The following is a 20,868-nucleotide window of genomic DNA, read 5'->3' as shown; positions in this document are numbered from 1 at the left end:
TGTCTTACTGTCCGTTGCCCTGCACCGGGCGGATGCCGGCGGTGGTCAGCAGGGTGTTGCGGGCACCCGCGTCCGCCAGCAGCTCGGCCAACAGTTCGGGCAGCGGCATGCGGCCGCGCCGGACCAGGTCCTCGATGGTGTAGGACAGGGGTGAATGGGGTTCAGTGCGGCGGAAGTACTGACCAATCTCCGCCAGCAGGGTCAGCGCCTCTTCCCGGCTGGTGATGCCCTTGGCCGGCCGCTGGGGCGCCGCAGCCTCGTCCACGACGGGGGCGCCGGTGGCGGAATGCAGGATGACGTCGGGCACGGCGGCCTCCTCCACCTCTTCCTTGGCCGACAGGCCGGTCAGGAACACCACCGCGTCCTCCACCTCCTCCAGGATGTGGGTGATGGTGGAGGTGGGCGGGGCGTCGGCGCCCGCCCGTTCGGTCAGCAGCCGATCCAGGTCGCGGAAGGCCCGGCGGCAGGCGCGGATGTCGGCCAGCAGCGCCCGGTTGCGGGCCGCTGGCACCTGGCTCATGCGCTGGGACAGGGCGTCCAGCGTGGGCGGCGGGGTGCGGCCCGGGCGGCTGCGCGTGTCCGGCGTCTGGCTGGCGCGCTGGGCCAAGGCATAGTGCCAGTAGGCGATGGGCTGGTCCTCGCGCAGCAGCGGCACCTTGCGGATGGGCTGGATCAGCGTGCCTTCCGCCCCGTGGCCGTTAAGGCCGCCGATCGGCGCCAGGCGGACCGCGATGCCATCCTCGTCCGGCTGGGGATGGACGCCGTCCCAATACTGCTCCACCAAGCCGGCCAGCAGGCGGAAGCCATCGGCCAGGCCGGCGAAACCCTCCAGCCGCACGGCGGCCTCGGTCAGCCAGACGGCGACCTCGATGTCCTTGGTGCGCTGGGCCAGGACGCTGCGCGCCAGGTCCTGGATACGCTGCCACTCCGCCAGAGAGGTCTGGGCCTCATCCTCGGAATCCGCCCGCCGCTCAATGGCACGCGCGGTGGCGCGCAGATCCTTCAGCTGGAAATAGGCGGCATCGCCGCCGTTGTGCACACGCAGGTCCGGCCCGCAGGGCGGGTCGCCCGGGATGGGGGCCAGCAGGGCGGGAAGGTCCAGGACGCCGGGGGGCACGATAACGCCGTTATCCATCATGCACCTTTCCGCGACGGCCACAGCCGGCCCCAGAAGCCGCCCTTGGCCGACGAACCGCTGTTGGCGTCCAGCGCCCGCAGCAGCGTGTTCAGGTCAGTGGGCCGGCGCTTGGGATCGGGCTGCAGCATGGCCTCCACCAAGCCGCGCAGCCGGTCGGGCACGGCGCTGATGTCGGGAACCTGGCGGCGGGCGGCCGTCGCCTCCTCCACCGTCTGGCCCATGGCCAGCTTCTCGCCCCGCGCGGCCGCGACGATGACCAGGCCCAGGCTATAGATGTCGGACGCGACGCCGATGGCGCCGCCGTGCATGCCCAGCTGCTCGGGCGAGGCGAAGGAGAACTTGCCGGCGAAATCCAGCCCGTCGCGCGGGGTGACGCCGTTGCGCATCTCCCGCGCCACGCCGAAATCGATCAGCTTGGCCGCCGCCGGATTGTCGCCGGGCAGCAGGATATTGTCGGGGCTGACGTCGCGGTGGACGATGCCGACGGCGTGCACCGCCGTCAGGCCCGCCGCCAGGCGGCGCAGCAGGGCCTCCAGCGCCGTCAGGCCCAAAGGCCCGCGCCGTAGGAAGTAGGACAGCGATTGGCCGTCGATATACTCCAGCACCAGCATGGACCGGCCGTCGCCGTCGCGGTACAGGCCGGCGCAGCTGACCACCGCGTCATGGCGGATGCGCTGCAGCAGGCGGCCTTCCTCGTGGAACAGGCCCACGATCTTGGCGTCGTCCCGGTATTCCGGGATGATGACCTTGATGGCCTGGTCGGTCTTCAGGTCGCGATGGCGCACCCGATAGATTTCCCCCATCCCGCCGCGCGCCAGCAGGGTGCGCACGATGAAGGTGTTCAGCATGGTGCTGCCCGGCGCCACCGACCAGCCGGTGGGATCGGCCTTGGCCGCCGGCGCGGCACCGGCCGCGGGCTCCGGTCCATCCTCCCAAGGGCGCTGGGCGGCCTGGATGTGGCGGTCCAGCGCGGCACGGGCGCCGCTCAGCAGGTCCAGCGACGCGACCTCATCCAGGCCGGCGCGGTGCGCCTGCGCCCGGACGCCGGCGATGAAGCCCGCCACCTGACTTTCCACCACCTCGCGCGTCGGCACCACCGGGGCGGCGTTCGGCGCGGCGACGTCCGCCGCCACCATGACCTCGGTCAGCTCGGCCGGGGCGAAGCGGGTCAGTTCATCCGGCGCTTCGGGGCTCAGCAGCAGCGAGGTCATCTCGTCCGGCTGCTGCGGTTCCTCGTTCGCCACGGTGGCGCCGGGGTTGGTAAGAACGGCGGCTTGGCTCATTCCGCACCCCCTTGGCGCACGTCTTCAAGCGCCGGCGGGTGCGGCGCCGGCACGGCCGTGGCCTGCATGGCTGCCTCGGCCACCGGATGATCGCTTTCCGGCACATCGACGATGACGGCGGTCAGGTTGTCCGGCGCGCCGCTGACCAGGATGTTCTCCACCAGGGCATCCACCGTCTCGCGCGGGGGCATGCCCCGCATCAGCGTGGCGATCTCCGTCTCGCTCAGCACCTTGGTGACGCCGTCGCTGCACAACAGGAAGCGGTCGCCGGGCTGGACGACGTCCTGCACCATGTCGATCTCCAGCGTGTCGGCGGCGCCCACGGCACGGGTGACCAGCATGGTGGCCCGCTGCTGCTGGTTGATGCCGGCGGCCACGTGGTCGGTGGTCAGTTGGCGCAGCCGGCCGTCGCGCAGCAGGTAGATGCGGCTGTCGCCCACCCACAGGCAATTGAAGCGGTTGGCGTAAATCAGCAGCACTACGGCGGTGGAGGCGATCAGCGCCTGATCGCCCAGGGTGGCAGCCTGGGCCCGCAGCTTGTCGTTGGCCTCGACCAGGGCCTCGCGCACCTCTTCCACGAAGCCGCCGTAGGACAGGGGCGGCATCACCGCGTCCAGCGCCTTCACGGTCAGGGCGCTGGCCACCTCGCCCGCCGAATGGCCGCCCAGGCCGTCGGCGACGCACCACAGGCCCAGGTCGGGCCGCAGCAGCAGGGCGTCCTGGTTGATGGTGCGGCGGGTGCCGGGATGGGTGCGGCCATGGCTGGGCAGCGCCACCACGGGCCGCAGCAGCAGGATGGGCAGTTCCTCGTCCGCCAGGTGCAGCGCCGTGTCGGCCGGCCGTTCCCAGCCCCAGCGCTCCCAGCGTCCATCCAGGAAGGCGGCGTAGTTCTGCGGCGCCGGCAGGCCGGGCGAGATCAGCAGCGAGGACGCCACCTTGTCCGACCCCGTGGTCCACCACAGGCTGAAGCGATTGTTGAAGCCGATCAGCACCTGGTCCAGCAGTTCGGCATAGGCGCCGCCCAGGGCGCCCCGGCCGTTGGCGCCGCCATTGTTGGCCAGCCCGACGCGGAAGGCGCTGCTTTCCACCGGCCCGCGCGTGGTGTCGTAGGGCGGTGCGCCCAGCACACGGGCGGCCTGGTCGAAGCTGTCAAAGTTGAAGTCGTCGTCCAGCGAGGTCAGCGCCAGGTCCTCCACCTTGTCGAACCAGGCGCGACCGCTTTCGATCAGGCGGATGGGGGCGACGCAGCCGGGCAGCGGGGTCGCCAGCACCAGGGGGAAGTAGCGCCCCACCCGGTCGACGCTGGGCATCAGCACGCCGGCCATGGCCGTGTCGCCGCAGACCCCCGGCCCCAGGACAAAGCGCCAGACCGGCGTGTCCAGGTAGCTGGGCAGCCACGCCTCACCCATCTGCCGCTGGCTGGTGGCGAGCGACGCCTGCAGCCATTCGTCCAGCGGGCGGACGGTCGCGGGATCCAGCCGCCGGGAGACAAAGTCCCCCCGCGCCGGGATCTTGCCGAAGAAACCCGGCTCGTGAGCCGAGACGGCGCCATTCAGAAAGAGACTGGACAACGGAACGCCCTCAGTTCTTTGAGGATGAAGGGGTTGAGCGAGGTGCTGGACTTCACCTCGAAGCCGGCGTTGTGGGTGCCGGAAGCGAAGTTGACGCGGAAGTTGTCACTGCCCAGCGGCGTGACCGTGCCCTGGTCCACCAGGTGGAACAGCGACCAGGGACCGCTTTTCAGCACGCTCTGCGGCAGGCCGTCGGTTACCTCGAACACCACGCGGCTGACGCCGTTGGGGTCGTTGTCCGGCCACTGGAGCGAAGCCGGCCACTGAGGCCCATGCTGGTATTCGATCTGCTGGCCGCCGCTGGCGAACAGCACGCCGGTGGACTTCGGATCCAGGGTCACCGGCGTCACCTGCAGGGCGACACGGGGCTGCTGGCCGCCATCGGGGAAGAAGGCGTCGCGGATCTGGGCGGCATACTGGAAGGAGGCCAGCACGCTGTCGGGGATGCCCAGGCCGGTGTCGCCAACCTTGGTCCACCGCCACTTGGCACCTGAGGTGTCGACCAGCGTCTTCAGATGGTTGTTGAAGAAGTTGTCCAACATGCCGTTGGGGGCGAACAGCCGGGTGAAGTCACCCACCGAAATTTCCTTGGTGCTGTCCTTGGCGAAGGGATAGCGGCCATTGACAGCGCGGGTGCAGAAGCCGCCCACCTCGCCACCCCAGAGGTTGCTCAACTGGGCGCGGGCACCGCCCACCGACTGTTCCGACGCGCTACCGGTGATGGTGGCGATCCAGCCGTTGACCGGGCGCGGCATCTGCGCCGCCTGGTTGTTGAGCATCTGGATGGGGCCGCCGGCCCCGCCGTGGGAGGCGCGGGTGTACATGGCCATGCGGCCGTTGCCGGGCCCGCTGGCGACGTTGCTCAGCTCTTGATAAGCCTCGCCCAGCAGGCGCACCAGATCCTCCGCCCGCGCCGGCGCGCCGTTGCTGGGCGTGACGAAATCGGCGATGGGCTGGAAGTGCTGGGCCACGGCCACGGCGCCGGCCGGCGCGTCCGGCGTGGGCAGGGCCGCCGGGGCAGCGGCACCGCCCGGGGCCGGGACCGCCTTGGGCAGGCCCGGCAGTGGGACGATCTGCGTCTCCGCCGCCACGTCCTTCAGCAGCTTCAGCATCGGCATGTCGGGGCTGGACACCAGGTTCAGCACGGCGATGGTCTGCTGCATGTCGGCCAGCGGCACGATGCGCAGGTCGCCCAGCATGGTGTCCCACTGCTGGATGTAGTCGGCGTAGTACAGCTGCGTCACCCGCTCGCGCAGGTCATCGGCCTGGGCCGCCTGCTGCGCCTGGGCGTTGGCCCCGGCGGGCTTGTCGCCCAGCACCCAGCTCTGCCCCTGCACCTCGGCGATGACGGCGGAGAGCGCCGGCTGGAAGGCCTTGTAGCCTTCCGGCGTGTACAGGCCGGGAATGCCCTCGGTCAGCGGCTTGCCGGAGACGCGGGTGAAGACATGGTCGGCCGTGGCGCCGGCATGGTCGACGGGGCGCCATTGCGGCAGCTGGCTGATGCCTTCATGCTGGCGCACCAGGGCGTAGACCCGCTCGGCCGGGGACAGCTTTTCCAGGCTGCGGCGCGATTGGGTGATCAGGTTGGCGTCCAAGGGGATGGGCGTCAGGCTGCCCCGGGTCAGCAGACTGTCCAGGTGGCGGGCCAAGTCGTCGCGCAGGCCCTTGTTGGCCTCGCCCGGCCAGGTGGCAGCCCAGTCGGCCACCATCCACTGGCGCACGGCATTGGCGTCCAAGGGACCACGGCTGCCCAGCATCAGGTAGATCTTGAGCGCGCCGGCCACGAAGTCGTCGTCATCCTCGTGCGCCTGGATCTGCTCCTGCAGCCGCACCAGCAGGCGGGGCAGCATCAGGCCGTTCAGCGCCCGGTGATACACGGCGGCATGCACCGTCTTCAGCTTGTCACCCTGGTAGAGGCCGAAGGTCAGCCACTGACTGGCGACACCCTCGTTGTTCTCCAAGCCCGTGGGCAGGTTGCGCAGGATGTTCAGCGGCTTGACCACGCGCACCAGGTCGGCGTCCGTCACACCCTGGCTGGGGATGCCGGTGGCCGCCTTGTCATAGGCCTGCAGGCCGTCGTCGATCAGGGCCACCTGACGCTTGTTCTCCTGATAGCCGGTGCTCCAGGCATAGGCCAGCACGGCCAAGATGACGGCGGCGGAGGCGTACGTCGCGATGCGCAGGCGGCGGCGGCGCTGCTCCACCTTGGGGTTCAGGCTGACGACGGCGGCCTCGGCGAAGATCACCTCGTTGAACAGCCGGGTCAGGAAATAGCTGCGGCCCTGGCGGTTGTTGGCCGGCATGCGCACCGGATCCAGGCCGAAGGTGGCGGCGATGGTGGCCATGGTGCGGTCGATGGGCATGCCCACCTGCACGCTGCTGGTGAAGTAGCTGCCGCGCAGCAGGGGCCGCGTCTCATAGGGGCTGGCGCGGAAGATTTCCGTGAGGATCTCCAGCAGCGCGTCGCTGAGGCTGGCCACCTGGTTGGGGAAGTTGAACACCAGGCCGCGGCGCTCGATGTCCGCCTCCTGCTGCACCCGTTCCAGCAGCCGCTCGTTCAGGCGGATGACCAGGCCCTCCAGCTCCTGCGGGAACTGCTCGACCACGCCGGGACTGTCGGCGGCGCCGTCGTCCAGGGGGAAGGTCATGCCCCACACCTGTTCGCGTTCCGACTTGCCGAGATTGTCGAAGTATTCGACGAAGCCGGGCACCAGATCGACCTTGGTGAACAGCATGTAGACCGGGAAGCGCAGGCCGAAGCGGTCGTACAGCTCGTTCAGGCGCAGGCGGATGGCGCGGGCATGGTTCAGGCGTTCCGTGGGATCGGGCGCCATCAGGTCTGCCAGGCTCATCACCACGATGGCGCCGTTCACCGGCTGGCGCGGGCGGTAGCTCTTCAGCAGGTCCAGGAAGCCCAGCCAGGCGGCTTGGTCCTGGTGCGGGTCGCTGTCCTGCGTGGTGTAGCGGCCGGCCGTGTCCAGCAGGATGGCCTCGTCCGTGAACCACCAGTCGCAATTGCGGGTGCCGCCGATGCCCTTCAGGGGGTCGCGGCCGATGGTGGTGGACAGCGGAAAGTTCAGGCCCGAAGTCAGCAGGGCCGAGGTTTTGCCCGAGCCCGGCGGCCCGACCATGATGTACCAGGGCAGCTGGTAGAGATAACCCCGGCCCATGCCCTTGCGGCCGGCCTTCTTGCGCAGCTGGCTCAGCGCCTCTTGCAGACGGTCGCGCAGCAGGCGCAGTTCCTCGGCGGACGCGGCGTCGGCACCCCGGCGCTTCTCCTCCTCGCTGGGATCGGTCAGGTCGTGGACCATGCGCCGGTCGGTCTGCCGGGCCTTGAGATTGACCTGAAGGTTGAAGGCGGCCCAGGTGGCGAACACGGCGCAACAGGCGATCAGGCGCACCAGGTCGCCTTCCAGCGGGCGGTGGTTGCCCACCGCCACCAGGGCGCCGAAGAACCAGATGACCAGCGCAAAGCCGATAGCCCACACCAGGGACCAGACCCAGCGGGCGCGGAAGGGCTGCGCCAGGGCGGAAATCAGGGGCTGCGCGAAGTAAACGCTGCTTGGGACGTTCATTGGGCCGTTCCCTGGTTGGGGGTCGGGACAGGCGTGGCGGCTGGGGTCACCGTGGCGGCCGACGGCACCGGCACGGCGGCCGCGGGCGAGCTCAGGATCACGTCGATGCGGCGGTTGGCTTCTCGGCCGGCGTCCTGGTCGTTGGTGGCGATGGGTTGGGTGTCGGCCATGCCCTGGGCCTTCAGACGGGACTTGTCGGTCAGGTGGGTGGCGATGACGGCGGCGACCGCGTCGGCCCGGGCCTGTGACAAATGCCAGTTCGACGGGAACCGGATGGTGCGGATGGGAATATTATCGGTATGTCCCGTGATCAGCACCGTACCGGGCCGGGTGTTCAGGGCCTCGCCGATACGGTTCAGCAGGGCGGTGTAGCTTTCGTTCACCTCGCTGCTGCCGGACGCGAACATGCCGGCGTTGCGGATGCGCACCACGGTGTCCGTGCCCTGGGGCACCACGGTCACCAGGCCCTGGGCGATCTCCGGCGCCAGGAAGGCGCGGAACTGGTCCAGATCCTTGGACTTGGGCTGCACCGGTGCCGTGGGCTGCGCCAGGGCGACGCTGGGCTGTCCCACCGGCGGCAGGGTGGCCATCTTTTCCAGCGTGGCGTCGGAACTGCCGTTCAGCGCGAAGCTGAAGCCCGTGGCCATCACGGTGATGATGATCAGCGTTGCCGCCATGACGGTCCAGAACTCGATGCTGGGCAGCAGGGGGCGGAAGGGCGCCTCCACCCCGCGCCAATGCACCGACAGCTCGCGCTCGGCCTCGCCGCGCCGTTGGGACAGGATGCGGTAGAGGTTGTCGCGGATGCGGGAGTGTTCAAGCGAGCCCTGCGGCAGGATGCGCAGCCGGCCCTCGAACCCCAGCGACAGGCACAGGTACATCAGCTCCAGCACCTGGAAGTTGGCGGCCGGATCCTTCAGCAGGTGGTTCAGCAGGTCGTAGAAGCGCTCGCCACCCGTCACGTCGATGTGGAAGGTGATGACCATGCCGGCCCGCGCCCAGGTGCTGCTGGCGCCCCACGGGGTGTTCAGCACGATGTCGTCGATGGTGGCGCACAGGGCGTAGTGGGCCGCGCGCGCCGCCTCGTTGGTGACGCCGGTGCCTTGCGCCCGCTTCTCGAAGGTCTTGATCTCGTCGGCGACGCGCTCGCGCAGTTCCTCGATATTGGACTGGGCGGCGGACGTGCGCAGGCGGCGGGCCAGCGTCAGGATGGGGCCGGCGGCGGCCACCAGCGGGTTGAGACCGCCCAGCGTCAGGTCGACCGTGTCTTCCGGCGCGTAGTCGGTGGGCGGCGCCACCAGTTGCACCGGCGCCGGACGGCGGCCACCGGGTGTCGGCTTGACGATGGTCGGCTCATGCGCCGTCTGGCCGTAGCTGGGATAGGACATCACGCACCCCCCTTGATGGCCCACAGCTCCATTTCGATCTGCGCAAAATCACCCGCCAGATGCAGAGCGATGCCGCCGGACTTCTGAAGCTGCTTGAAATGCTGGCTGCTGCGGTCCAGTTCGAAGAAGACTTGGCCGCTGCGGTATGGAAGCTGGCGGGGCGCCACCGGCAGGGGCCGGACATTGATGCCGGGCAGCGCCACGTTCACCAGCTGGGCGATCTGTTCCACCGGGCCGATCTTCACCTGGTTGGGGAAGACGCGGCGCAGGTGCTCCACCGGCATGTCCGCGTTCACCGCCAGCACGAAGGTGGCGTTGAACAGCAGCGACCGGTCGACGATGACGCCGACCTTGATGCCGTGGCGGCGGGCCTGCAGCGGGATGGAAACGGCGGTCTGCTCCAGCACGGCGCTCAGGGAGGCGCGCAGGTCGGAGAAGACGGGCCGGAAGGTGTTCTGCAAATCCTCGTGCCGGTATTCCGGAAAGACGGCCGCGCGCTTGGCCTCGGTGGTGAAGGTGGCCAGTTCCCCCGCCACCTCGACACACAGGCGGTAGAACCGCTCCGGATGCAGCATGGGGGCGGTGGCGGCGTAATGGCGCAGGAGCGGCTCATACCGGTTCACGGTCTGCAGCAGCAGGAAGTCCGCGATCTCCGCCGCCCCCTTGGCCGAGGGGCCGGACAGACGGCCGGCCAGGGCCTCAGCCCGGTGCTGGATCAGGGCCTGCAGCTCGGTCAGGAAGGCGGCCAGCGGCGCCTGGGCCGCGACCGAAGTGACCGGGGCGATAAACTGCTCATCCAGGATGATGGCGCGGTCGGACCGCACCTCGACCACCCGGGCGATGGCGATCTTCTCATACCCCGCCAACGGCTGCGTCTCCGGCGCCAAGCGCAGGCGCAAGCGGGCGACATCCATGGCGGCCGCCTGGTCGCTGCCCAGGTTGGCGTCCTCGGCCTCATACCGCGCCGGGACGAAGCGGGTGATGGCGTCCTCGGAGTTGGTCAGCCCCACCTCGGCCCCGCCCGGCTGGCGCACGGGGAGCGTCAGGTAGATGACGCAGTTCTTGGTGGTGTCGAACAGTTCCAGCGGCGGCGGATGATCGGCCTCGTCCGGAATGGAAAAGGGCGTGCCGTCGGGCAGGATGCCCTTGGCGGAGACGATGGCGAACTTGCCGATGCCCAGCAGTTCCCGGTTGATGGTCAGCTCGCTCAGGCCCCAGGAGAAGGGGGTCAGCGGTTCGGTGCGCGCGTGCAGCAGCCGTTCCACATGGCGGTCGGCTTGCTGGAAATGCTGGACCCGCAGGAACATGCCCTCGGTCCAGACCACGCGGTTGGCGGACATCATGGCCGGGGCCTCACTTGGTGGGGGTGCGCTTGGACGCGGCGGCGCCCGGCGGGGTGCCGGCGTCGGCCGTGTCGCGCTTCACCACCAGGCCGTTGGCGCCGATGGTGACGTTCAGCGTCACCGGGCCGGTGTCCGGCAGGGCCACGACCTCGCGCCAGTTGGCCTGGTCGATGGCGCGATAGGCGGCGACGATGCCGACGTAGTGCACCTTGTCGTTCTGCGGCAGGACCATCTGCTTCTTGTCGCCCGGCTGCAGCACGAACTCGTCCCGGCCCAGCTGATCGGTGCCCAGGGCCTGGGTATCGTGCTGTATCAGCTGGATGGGGGCGGCGATGGTGAACTTGTCCTTGGACGCCAGCTGGTAGACGCGCGTCACGATGGGCGACGGACGGCCCAGCGTGTCGGGATTGGCGTCGGGCCCGACGTTGATCGATACCGGCACGGTGGTGCGCACCGGCGGCGGGGGCGGCGGCTCGTGCGAGCAGGCCGCCAGCTGCAGGACGGCGCCGGCGAGCATGGTGGCGAGGGCCGCGCGGCCCATGGGGTGCAGGGTGGAGCGGCGGGCGGTGGTCGTGGCGAAAGGCATCGTCTAGAGGACCCTGTTAGTCTGGGCAGTCTCGGGGCTGGGGTTATCCCCAGGCGGCTGGCGGACGGGTGGAAGTGAGGCGGGTGCCAGGCGGGGACGAAGGCGGATCCCAGGCGGTTCAGAGGCTTCTGAACTGCTGGGTGTAGGCGGAGGAAAACTTGCTGCCGAGGGGCGGTCCCGACGACTGTTCGCCCATCATGCGCTGGTGGACCTGCTCGTACCGTTCCCAGCAGCGGGCCTTGTGCACCTGCGGCAGCATGGAGGCGCTGACGTCGTTCTTGATGGTCTCGGGCGACAGCTGTTCCAGCACGTCGCCCACCACCGTCTTCATGCCGGCGATCAGGGCCACCTCATGGGCCTTGATGTCGCGCAGGCTTTCGCGGATGGCCTCCGGCGCGTCCATGAAGCCCATGACCCGCCGTCCGATCAGCACGGACAGCGTGCCGTCCAGGTTGGCGGAGAACTTCAGGGGGTTGTTCTCCTTGGCGCGCAGCAGCGTGTGCTCGATGCGGAACTCGGATTTCAGGAAGGCGCGCAGTTCCAGCAGCTCACGCAGGCCGTTGACCGCCTCGCGCAGCGCGACGCCCATCTTGTGCATCAGCGCCGGGGCGTCGGATGCATCCACCGCGTCCAGCGGCAGGCCGACGCCGGCCAGGAAGGCCTCGAACACGTCGTTCGGGATCTGGGGAGGCGGGCTCTGGGGGGTGGGGGTCTGGGTAGGCCCCGACTGGGCCTGAGCCTGGGTAAGGGGCGAGGCCTGCGCCGCCGGCTGCGGCGGAGCGACCGGGACGGGCTGCGCCACCGGGGCCACGGCCGGCGTGGCGAGCGCCGCCGGGTTCATGGTGCCCAGCCCCACGACGGGCGCGACGGCGGGGGAAACGGAAGGGACCGGCGCCACGGGGGTGGCCACCGGCTGGGGCCGCACCGGGGTGGCGGCCGGATTGATGGGCAGGATGGTGGCGCCGGCGCCATTGACCGAGGCGCCATTGACTGGGGCGCCATTGACCGGACCCGCCGGGGTGGGGCTGGAAACGGCCGGGCTGGCCATGCGGGCCGTCGCCTGGCCGTTGCGGGTCCCGGCGAAGGCTTCCGCCATCACCTGGGCGGCGGCGCTGACGGACTCCAGCTCATCCTGCGCGCCGACGCCTTCGACGCCCTCGGCCTGCCAGTCCATGGGAATGACGGGGTGTTTGACCTCAGGCGCCTCGAAATAGGCGCCGGTACCGGAATGGGCGGCCAGCGACGGGGCCAGCGCGCCACCGAACGGCGCCTCCACCTCCGCCTCCCCTTCCCCCAGCATGTCGGTCAGCTGCATCTCGGCGACGCGGTCGCCGGCCAGGACCTGGGTCAGCGAGGGGACATAGCCGGTACGGCCGTTGTTCAGCCCCTCCAGGCCGTATTCCATGTCCGGGTCGGCCAGGGCGCCGCTGGTCATGCCCGATCCGGACAGGGGATGGCCGATGCCGGCGACACGGCCGGCGCTGGTCATCGTCGCCATGGGGGACACCGAGGCCGACGGCTGGTCGCTGATTTCCAGGCGCAGGGTGCAGGGGCCCAGATTGATGACATCGCCGTCGTTCACCGGCTGGCTGTTGCCCCGGCCCAGGGGCGCGGCCGCCCCGCCGACGTAGACGCCGTTGGTGCTGGTGTCCGTCACGAAATAGGTCTGGCCGCGCAGCTCTATCCGGCAGTGCTGCTTCGACAGGTGGCGCTGGGGGTCGTTGACCACCCAGTCGTTCTCGGCGCCACGGCCAATGGTGAAACTGGCGCCATCGCAGACGCGGGTTTCGCCCTCGGATATGGAGCAGTCCCCGGCCGAAATAACACGTAAGACAAGGGCCATCTGATCCTCGCTGCGCAAGGACGGCATTGGCGACGTCACTGAGAGGTCGACAACGTGTCCAATCTTTTAACGATAAATTTACCAAGCAATGCACGCTGATATAATTCGGAAGATAGTTCCGTCGACCCCCCAGAAACGGTTCTCGGTGGCGTATCCAGATAGAGGTAGAGATAGGGGCGATCCGCACCAGAGCCCAGTCATAGGGCATAGCTTCAAAGTATATTTTGAACACAATTTTAATTGATATTTTAAGCAATCGCCTTTGTAATTGCTGAGGAAATTACGGAAGCCTATTCCTTATCCACTGGTTCTATAACCGCAGGGATGAAGCGGATATATATCTGCAAAACATAGGTCATATGACCCCGAAAACTGGTGTCGCGGCACCCCTTGGAACCAGCTTTCCACCCCTCAGTCCAACTCAATAACGCGTTAATACGAAGGTGCCTACCCCCGTGAATCGCGCTGAATCCCTAGGGTTTCTCTTCGCCTTGCGGTGAAGGTCGCCGTTCCGGCCGGCAATTTGGACCGCCATCGGTATATGAGGCATCAAGCTTCCTATATCGGAAGGGCGTAACCCTTCGTGGAATGGCCAAGGCGCCGGCAGCAAATCAGAATCGAAGCACGGGCGTTCAATTCTACAGTAACGGCCGATTTTTAAAGCCACATCAACATGAAGCCGCCTCTCATTCATCTCCGGTTAAAGAATAAATTGCGTCACTTTCTTGCCTTATTCATGACGGCATAGGAACCGCGGCCGGCGCGCCCGGCCCTTGACGCCCCGCCGCCGGCCCATAGTTCTGTGTCGCGCCGAAGTTACAGGAGCGGTTTGGAAGGTTTTGAAATCACACCGTGTGAACGGTGGGTTAACAGACGATGACAGTAGCAGCCAGGCGGCCATACCGCCGCGACTGAGGACGTTCGGCGCGCATCCGTCCGCCGGGCATACGAGGATTTGATGGACGGTTACACGCAAGCGGAACGGTTGCTGGGGATCGAGAGCCCCTTGGGGCCCGACCAGCTTTTGCTGGAGGCGCTGGAGGGGGCGGAGGGTATCTCCACGCCCTTCGAGTTCCGCGCGACCGTGCGCGCCATGGACGACAACGTCGACCCCGCCGCCCTGGTGGCGCAGAGCGTGGACCTGAAGCTGCGCCTGGATGACGGCGTTTACCGCGTCTTCAACGGCATCGTCGCCTCGCTCACCGGCGGCCACGCCGCCTCGCGCGGGCAGCGCCACTATGTCCTGCGCGTCGTCCCCCGCCTGTGGTTCCTGACCCGCACCAGCGACTGCCGCATCTTCCAGAACAAGACCACGCTCGACATCCTGGAGACCATCTTCGGCGAGCTGGGCGTCACCCAGTACGACTTCTCCGGCGTCAGCGCCCCGCCCCCGCGCGAGTACTGCGTGCAGTACCGCGAGACCGACTTCGCCTTCGTCTCCCGCCTGATGGAGGAGGACGGCCTTTATTACTTCTTCCGCCACGAGGCGGGGAAGCACACCCTGGTCCTGGGCGCCCAGACTTCCGCCTACCAGACGGGGGATGAGCCCCTGATCCCCTTCAGCGCCACCTCCTCCCGCTCCAACCACATCACCGAGTGGCACCGCAGCCATGCCTACCAGGCCAGCGCCTGGGCCATGACCGACTACAACTTCCAGACCAGCAAGCTGGACCTGAAGCAGACCGTCCCCACCGTCTCCAGCTACACTCAGGACCCCCAGCACGAGCACTTCGACTATCCCGGCCTGCACGACAGCGCCGGCGATGGCGAGCGCCGCGCCAAGCTGGCCATGCAGGCGGAGGAGGTCGAGCGCGAGACGGTGCAGGGCGCCAGCGACTGCCGCTCCATGACCCCCTGCGGCCGCTTCCAGCTGACCGACCATCCCGTCGCCGCCGAGAACGGCGCCTATGTCGTGCTCTCCGCCAGCCACCGGGCCAGCGACCTCAGCTATGAGGGCGGCGGCGCCAGCCACTCCGGCTACGCCAATCACTTCACCTGCCTGCCGGCCGCCACCCCCTTCGTGCCCCGCCGCGTCACCCCCCGACCCACCATCTCCGGCCTGCAGACCGCCGTCGTGGTCGGCCCCAAGGGCCAGGAGATCCACACGGACAAGCATGGCCGGGTGAAGGTGCAGTTCTTCTGGGACCGGCGCGGCCAGTCCAACGAGGGCAGTTCCTGCTGGGTCCGCGTCGCCCAGGGCTGGGCCGGTCGCGGCTTCGGTGCCCAGACCATCCCCCGCATGGGCATGGAGGTCGTCGTCGCCTTCCTGGAGGGCAACCCGGACCGCCCCGTCATCCTGGGCTCCGTCCCCAATTCCGAAACCACCGCCCCCCTCGGCCTGCCCGCCCAGAAAACCCAGACCACCTTCCGCACCGCCAGCAGCCCCGGGGGCGGCGGCTTCAACCTCTTCACCCTGGAAGACAAGGCCGGCGCCGAAGAGATCGCCTTCCACTCCCAAAAAGACCTCTCCGTGGTCGTCCAGAACAACGCCTTCGAGACGGTGACCAAGGCGTCGGTGCGCCAGGCGGGGCAAGTGCTGGCCTTCAAGGTGGGCAACAGCTCCATCCAGTTCACGCCGGACAACATCATCCTGTCCAGCAACGGCAGCACCGTGGTGATGGACAAGGATGGCATCCGCCACAAGGGCGGCAAGATCTGGCTGAACATGAAGGAGCCGGCCCCGGCCAAGCCGCCGGGCCAGGACTTCAAGGCCGAGGGCTCCGCCTGGGCGGCCAACAAAACCACCGGTCCCGTCACCGCCAAGGTCATGGGCGCGGAAGGGTCGATCACCGCCCACGCCGACCCGACCAAGGCCACCGTGGACGCCAAGGGCGAAATCGCCATGGCCCGCATCTCGGCCAAGGGCAAGAACAGCTGGGGCGAGATTTCCGGCGGCATGGACATCTTCGCGGCCGAGGGCACCGGCCACGCCGGGGTGACCACCAACGGCCTGGGCGCCCAGGGTGAGGCCAAGGCCGCCATGCAGCGCGTCACCGGCGAAGGTATCGCGGGCGACCTGAACAAGGGTGGCCTCGGGGTGAAGGGCACGGGCGAGCTGTTCTCCGCCGACGCCAAGGGCCAAGCCTTGCTGGGGGACGACGGCCGCTATGTCGGCGCCGCGCTGGGCGGCAAGGCCGGCGCCCGCGTGGCCCAGGCCAGCGCGGAAGAGAACGTGACCATCCCCATCGGCTGGCTGCCGGGCGTGCCCGATGACTGGACCATCGCCGTGAAGGGCGAACAGGGCGTCTCCGCCGGCAGCGCCGGCATCGGCGCCGGGGGCTACGGCTACTACGACCGGGTGGACCAGCGGACGCATGCTGGCATCTTCGGCGACATCGAGGCCGGCCTGGGCATCAAGACCGGCCTGGACGCCAGCATAGGCCCCGCCCCCAAGGGAGGTGCCCCGTGACTTCCCCTGCCCGACAGGAGCATGGCGTCCTATTCTTCATCCTGGCGGCCGGGCTGCTTGCCGTCCTTACACCGCGTACCCATGCCGCGGAGACCATCACCGCGAAGGAACGACCCATGGCCGACCTGCGAACCACCGTTCAAACCACCCGCGCGGAGGTGGAGCGCGACTATCTGCACCAGGCTTTCCCCAGCCCGGTTCCGGCCTTCGCCTTCGAGCTGATGATTCCCAAGGACTGGCAGTGGTTCGAGAAGGACGGGCGGCCCGCCAAGGCGGACGGCAGCCTGCAACTGCTGGCCCGTTATGGCGAAAAAAATCAGGAGGCCATCACCGAGGTCTACGCCCAGCAGATCGAACGCGAAGTGGCGCCGGAGGACTGGCTGGATCCCTGGATGGCGGCGAACCATTACACGGTGGTGGCCCGCCGCAGCATCCCGTCGGACGCAGGACGCAACGCCGACGTGCTGGCCTCGCGCAGCGTGCAAGGCCAGCCCTATCTGTACCGGCTGCGCACTTTCAAGAATGGCAAGTTCATCTACCTGCTGCACAGCTTCGCCCCCGAACGCCGCTACGCCGCGGCGGAGGACGCCTTCCTGGTGGCGGCCGCCTCCTTCAAGCTGACGGAGGCGAAGCCCCAGCCCACCATGGAAATCCTTCAGGACGTCGCCCTGAACAAAGTCTTCCAGCTGGGCTTCAAGGTGCCGGCGTCCTGGATAGTGCGGGCTGATGACAGCGTTGATGCCGATTGCCAGTCCTGGGGCCTGTCCAATGGCACGGGCGCGGATCGGGCCGGCATGATCAACGTCTACACCGCCCCGCGCGACCGCTTCCGAGGCCCCGACCAGATCGCGCACCTGGTGGCGAACGGGATGCGGCACCTGGGCGCCAGCTTCGCCGACGGCGCGCTGCGAGAGGTGCCGACGGGCACCGCCGGGGTTTCCTTCTGGACAGCGGACGCCCCCGCGACGCTGGGCCAGCGCTCCGCCCTGGTTCGGCAAACGGTGATCGCCACGGCCAAGGGCTGGGCAGTCTTCACCCTGGTCACACCTGCCGGCCCCTCCGACCCCTATCTGGTGACGGCCATCAACAAACGCGCCTTCGACATCGCCATCACCAGCCTGTTGAACGCCTTGGCACCGGCAGGCTGATCCGCCATGTCCCTGTTTCCCCCAACCACCCCACCGCCAACTCTGGGCCTGCTGGCTTCCCTGGCCGCGCGCCTGCCGGACCGGAAACGGACGCCTAAAGCCTTCCTGGCCCTGTTCGGGCTGCTGGGCGTCTGCCTGGCCCTGTTGGCCCTGGGCGGCAAGTCCATGTCCATGATACTGGCAGCGCCCCTGCTGGCCGCCGCCGGCGTCGCCGCGCTATCGCTGTTCTTCATGGTCGGCCTGCTGCAGTGGCGCTCGACCATCAAGACCTGGATGGCCAGGACCGGGGGAACCGGCGAGTTTCCGGGCCTGTGGCGTCTGTTCCTGGCGCCTTACCGCAAGACGGACGTCGACCACATGGCGGCCACCGGCCGCCTGCCTGAGTTGATGGCCTTTTCCATGATCATGATCATCGTGTCCGGCCTGGTGATCGCCGCCCTTGTCGGCGTTCGACCGGCCGGCGCCCAGCCTATGTGAGGCCTCCATGGACGGTTACACGCAAGCGGAACGGTTGCTGGGGATCGAGAGCCCCTTGGGGCCCGACCAGCTTTTGCTGGAGGCGCTGGAGGGGGCGGAGGGTATCTCCACGCCCTTCGAGTTCCGCGCGACCGTGCGCGCCATGGACGACAACGTCGACCCCGCCGCCCTGGTGGCGCAGAGCGTGGACCTGAAGCTGCGCCTGGATGACGGCGTTTACCGCGTCTTCAACGGCATCGTCGCCTCGCTCACCGGCGGCCACGCCGCCTCGCGCGGGCAGCGCCACTATGTCCTGCGCGTCGTCCCCCGCCTGTGGTTCCTGACCCGCACCAGCGACTGCCGCATCTTCCAGAACAAGACCACGCTCGACATCCTGGAGACCATCTTCGGCGAGCTGGGCGTCACCCAGTACGACTTCTCCGGCGTCAGCGCCCCGCCCCCGCGCGAGTACTGCGTGCAGTACCGCGAGACCGACTTCGCCTTCGTCTCCCGCCTGATGGAGGAGGACGGCCTTTATTACTTCTTCCGCCACGAGGCGGGGAAGCACACCCTGGTCCTGGGCGCCCAGACTTCCGCCTACCAGACGGGGGATGAGCCCCTGATCCCCTTCAGCGCCACCTCCTCCCGCTCCAACCACATCACCGAGTGGCACCGCAGCCATGCCTACCAGGCCAGCGCCTGGGCCATGACCGACTACAACTTCCAGACCAGCAAGCTGGACCTGAAGCAGACCGTCCCCACCGTCTCCAGCTACACCCAGGACCCCCAGCACGAGCACTTCGACTATCCCGGCCTGCACGACAGCGCCGGCGATGGCGAGCGCCGCGCCAAGCTGGCCATGCAGGCGGAGGAGGTCGAGCGCGAGACGGTGCAGGGCGCCAGCGACTGCCGCTCCATGACCCCCTGCGGCCGCTTCCAGCTGACCGACCATCCCGTCGCCGCCGAGAACGGCGCCTATGTCGTGCTCTCCGCCAGCCACCGGGCCAGCGACCTCAGCTATGAGGGCGGCGGCGCCAGCCACTCCGGCTACGCCAATCACTTCACCTGCCTGCCGGCCGCCACCCCCTTCGTGCCCCGCCGCGTCACCCCCCGACCCACCATCTCCGGCCTGCAGACCGCCGTCGTGGTCGGCCCCAAGGGCCAGGAGATCCACACGGACAAGCATGGCCGGGTGAAGGTGCAGTTCTTCTGGGACCGGCGCGGCCAGTCCAACGAGGGCAGTTCCTGCTGGGTCCGCGTCGCCCAGGGCTGGGCCGGTCGCGGCTTCGGTGCCCAGACCATCCCCCGCATGGGCATGGAGGTCGTCGTCGCCTTCCTGGAGGGCAACCCGGACCGCCCCGTCATCCTGGGCTCCGTCCCCAATTCCGAAACCACCGCCCCCCTCGGCCTGCCCGCCCAGAAAACCCAGACCACCTTCCGCACCGCCAGCAGCCCCGGGGGCGGCGGCTTCAACCTCTTCACCCTGGAAGACAAGGCCGGCGCCGAAGAGATCGCCTTCCACTCCCAAAAAGACCTCTCCATGGTCGTCCAGAACAACATGTTCGAAACCGTCGGCAAGTCCATGGTGAACGTGGCGGGCGAGATGGTCGTGCTGCAGGTGGGCAAAAGCTCCCTGCAGATGACCACCGACCACATCATCCTGACCAGCAACGGCAGCACCGTGGTTCTGGACAAGGACGGCATCAGCCAGGACGGCCAGAAAATCTGGCTCAACTGCAGCGGCTGACGCCGACGCGCGCAATCCCAGGCCAGACACCTTCATTCCCCGGGAGATTTCCGGATGTTCGACCTTCCCGCCCTGATCCAGCCCGGCGCCATCGGCGCCAGCCTCGGCATCCAGCCCTACACGCCCCTGTCAATGTCGGCGGCCCCGGCCGGCTTCGGTTCCGCCGGCGACCTCGGGGCGCTGGCCAACGCCGCCGCGCCGGCCCTGCCCTCTTCCGTCGGCGCCCCCCTGGGCAGCGCGGCGCAGGCGGCCCAGCTGCTCGGCGGCGGCTCTGGCCTGGCCACCCCCTCCTTGGGCGCGCCCGCTCTCGGCGCCCCTTCCCTGGCCAGCCCGGCCATCCCCGGCGCCTCCAGCATTCCGGGGGCGTCGACGGCGTCAGGCCTGTCCAATCTGGCGTCGGCCGCCGGCGTGAACACCGGGCTGCCATCCTTGCCCCAGGCGCCCTCGGTTGCCGCCCCCTCGCTCTCGGCACCCACCATGGCCGCGCCTACCGTAGGCACGCCCTCGATGGCCGCACCTGGGGTCACGCCTGGGTTCACCTCCCCGACCTTGTCGCCCACGGGCCTGACGCAGCCGTCCTACGCCCCGCCGCCGGTGGTCGCGACCTCTTCCGCAACGCCGCCCCTCTCGCCCTACACCGCCGGGCCGCAGGCTGGATCGTGGAACCAGGGCGGCACTCTGCCCGGTGTCCAGGCCTCCAGCTATCAGACACCCGGTTACCAGGTGCCCGGTTACCAAGCGCCCAGTTACCAGGCGCCAAGTTATCAGGCACCCGCCTTCCAGACACCGGGCGCGGGGCAATCTCCCCTGCCGAGCCAGACGCCGACCCTGGGCCAGACCGCCTCGGCCTTGCCCAGCACCGGCAACGCGGACGCCGACAGCGCCGTCGCGGTCGCCCGCATCCTGGGCCAGATCTAAAGGAAACCCACCATGCCGCAGACCTGCCGCACGCTAGACTTCAGCATCCAGCTGCCGGACAGCTGGATCGACCGCTCCATGGTGGCCTGGTCCGCCCCGCCGAGCGGCAGCCCCGTAGTGCCCAACATCATGATCGCCTATGACCGGCCACAGGCGGAGGAAGGCCTGGGCGCGTACGTCAACCGGCAGCTGAAGGATCTGATCGCCCGGGCGCGCAGCTTCCAGCTGATCACCCGGCAGGACGTCATGCTGGCCGGCCGCCCGGCGGTGGAACTGCTGTTCCAGTGGGACGGCGGCGCCGGCCCCATCAAGCAGCGCCAAATCTACAGCCTGCTGCCCGACGGCCGCTGCATCACCATCGTCAACACCGCCCGCCTGACGGAGTTCGCGGACGCCGACGCGCAGTTCATGCAGATCCTGAACAGCTTCGCCTGGCCGAGCCCGGCCGGCACCGGAGCCTGAC

General features: G+C 68.7%; 14 protein-coding genes. 6 read left to right on the top strand and 8 right to left on the bottom strand.

Annotated elements, in window-relative coordinates; translation table 11 throughout:
• Window positions 1–4 precede the first annotated feature (4 nt).
• The 8 genes from tssA to tagH all read right to left on the bottom strand — a co-directional run bounded on the left by tssA (window position 5) and on the right by tagH (window position 12,727).
• A complete protein-coding gene (gene tssA / locus Y958_RS29725; protein ID WP_088875529.1) occupies window positions 5–1,138 on the bottom strand; it encodes a type VI secretion system protein TssA in 1,134 nt (377 codons plus the stop codon).
• The gene (locus Y958_RS29720; protein WP_088875528.1) at window positions 1,135–2,421 is read right to left on the bottom strand and encodes a serine/threonine-protein kinase; all 1,287 of its coding nucleotides are present in this window, start codon (window positions 2,419–2,421) and stop codon (window positions 1,135–1,137) included. Before Y958_RS29720 ends, tssA begins: the two co-directional genes overlap by 4 nt.
• Entirely contained in the window at window positions 2,418–3,992 is a 1,575-nt protein-coding gene (gene tagF / locus Y958_RS32670; protein WP_244909753.1) for a type VI secretion system-associated protein TagF, read from the bottom strand. The genes Y958_RS29720 and tagF overlap by 4 nt, the downstream gene beginning before the upstream one ends.
• Entirely contained in the window at window positions 3,974–7,567 is a 3,594-nt protein-coding gene (gene tssM / locus Y958_RS29705; protein WP_088875527.1) for a type VI secretion system membrane subunit TssM, read from the bottom strand. The genes tagF and tssM overlap by 19 nt, the downstream gene beginning before the upstream one ends.
• Entirely contained in the window at window positions 7,564–8,955 is a 1,392-nt protein-coding gene (gene icmH / locus Y958_RS29700; protein WP_088875526.1) for a type IVB secretion system protein IcmH/DotU, read from the bottom strand. Before icmH ends, tssM begins: the two co-directional genes overlap by 4 nt.
• Window positions 8,955–10,298, bottom strand: a complete 1,344-nt coding sequence (tssK, locus tag Y958_RS29695; RefSeq protein WP_088875525.1) for a type VI secretion system baseplate subunit TssK — start codon at window positions 10,296–10,298, stop codon at window positions 8,955–8,957. The genes icmH and tssK overlap by 1 nt, the downstream gene beginning before the upstream one ends.
• Window positions 10,299–10,308: 10 nt before the next feature.
• Window positions 10,309–10,884, bottom strand: coding sequence for a type VI secretion system lipoprotein TssJ (gene tssJ, locus Y958_RS29690; RefSeq protein WP_088875524.1), 576 nt, complete (start codon window positions 10,882–10,884; stop codon window positions 10,309–10,311).
• 118 nt (window positions 10,885–11,002) lie between these two features.
• Window positions 11,003–12,727 carry a type VI secretion system-associated FHA domain protein TagH gene (gene tagH, locus Y958_RS29685; protein WP_186291671.1) on the bottom strand — a complete coding sequence of 575 codons (1,725 nt, stop codon included), beginning with the start codon at window positions 12,725–12,727 and terminating at the stop codon, window positions 11,003–11,005.
• A gap of 958 nt (window positions 12,728–13,685) precedes the next feature.
• Here tagH and Y958_RS29680 point away from each other — a divergent pair.
• The 6 genes from Y958_RS29680 to Y958_RS29655 all read left to right on the top strand — a co-directional run bounded on the left by Y958_RS29680 (window position 13,686) and on the right by Y958_RS29655 (window position 20,867).
• Window positions 13,686–16,136, top strand: coding sequence for a type VI secretion system Vgr family protein (locus tag Y958_RS29680; protein ID WP_088875522.1), 2,451 nt, complete (start codon window positions 13,686–13,688; stop codon window positions 16,134–16,136).
• A 116-nt stretch (window positions 16,137–16,252) separates the two neighbouring features.
• Window positions 16,253–17,284, top strand: a complete 1,032-nt coding sequence (locus Y958_RS29675; protein WP_145728019.1) for a DcrB/PsbP domain-containing protein — start codon at window positions 16,253–16,255, stop codon at window positions 17,282–17,284.
• Window positions 17,285–17,290: 6 nt separating this feature from the next.
• Window positions 17,291–17,761, top strand: a complete 471-nt coding sequence (locus tag Y958_RS29670) for a hypothetical protein (RefSeq protein WP_088875520.1) — start codon at window positions 17,291–17,293, stop codon at window positions 17,759–17,761.
• 7 nt (window positions 17,762–17,768) lie between these two features.
• A complete protein-coding gene (locus Y958_RS29665) occupies window positions 17,769–19,487 on the top strand; it encodes a type VI secretion system Vgr family protein (protein ID WP_145960806.1) in 1,719 nt (572 codons plus the stop codon).
• Window positions 19,488–19,541: 54 nt separating this feature from the next.
• A complete protein-coding gene (locus tag Y958_RS29660; RefSeq protein ID WP_088875518.1) occupies window positions 19,542–20,405 on the top strand; it encodes a hypothetical protein in 864 nt (287 codons plus the stop codon).
• A gap of 12 nt (window positions 20,406–20,417) precedes the next feature.
• A complete protein-coding gene (locus Y958_RS29655) occupies window positions 20,418–20,867 on the top strand; it encodes a DcrB-related protein (RefSeq protein WP_040847883.1) in 450 nt (149 codons plus the stop codon).
• Window position 20,868: the final 1 nt, after the last annotated feature.

The sequence above is a fragment of the Nitrospirillum viridazoti CBAmc genome (assembly GCF_000730165.1).
Lineage (GTDB): Bacteria > Pseudomonadota > Alphaproteobacteria > Azospirillales > Azospirillaceae > Nitrospirillum > Nitrospirillum viridazoti.
This window is presented reverse-complemented; position numbering and strand designations above follow the sequence as displayed.